At 77.4% G+C, this 696-nt stretch carries 1 pseudogene; it reads right to left on the bottom strand.

The window, feature by feature from the left end:
- Positions 1 to 458: pseudogene (locus E1295_RS48305) on the bottom strand (hypothetical protein); the annotation flags it as partial.
- Positions 459 to 696 lie beyond the last annotated feature (238 nt).

Genomic DNA, 696 nt, shown 5'->3' on the forward strand with positions numbered 1-696 from the left:
GGGCCGGATGGGGTGGCTCCTGGCCGGCCGGTGCGGGGCTGGGGGACGGCTGCCTGGTCGGTGCCGGGGTGCCGGCTTTCCGTCAGGTCCGTGGAGCGGGCGTCCGCGGGGGTGCCGTGCGGAGGGACGCCGGTGCTGCCCGGAAGGGGCGCCGAGGGGCCGTGATGTTCCGTGGCGCTCGACGGGAAGCCGCCGAGGCGGGTGAAGCCCTCCGGGTCGGTGGCGTTCGGGTCGAACGCGGCGGCCGGGGAGTCGCGCTCGTCGGGACCGCGCTCGTCGGGACCGGGCTGGTGAAGGCCGGGCTCGTCGGGGTCGGGTTCGGCCACGAGCTCACCCGTGGCGGCCGGCCACGGGGGCATGGCGTGCGGGTCGCTGGTGGGCCCTGGCCACACGGGCATGCCGGCGGCCGCGGCGGTGAACGCGGGTGGCGGCTCCCACGGCGGCGTGCTGGGCGTCACCGGTTTCGCGGGCCAGTGGCCGGTCTCGTCGTGGGACGGCGCGTCCCACGCCGGAGGGTTCTGCGGACCCCATGCTCGCGGGTCGTGGGGGTGGTACGGCCCTTGCCCTCGCGGGTCCCGTGCGTGTGGGTCCGGTGCGTGGGGGTCTCGTGCGTGGGGGTCCCTGCTCTGAGGGTTCGGTGCGTGGGGGTCCCTGCTCTGAGGGTCCGGTGCGTGGGGGTCTCGTGCGTGGGGGGCC

The organism is Nonomuraea mesophila (assembly GCF_004352805.1).
Classification (GTDB): domain Bacteria; phylum Actinomycetota; class Actinomycetes; order Streptosporangiales; family Streptosporangiaceae; genus Nonomuraea; species Nonomuraea longispora.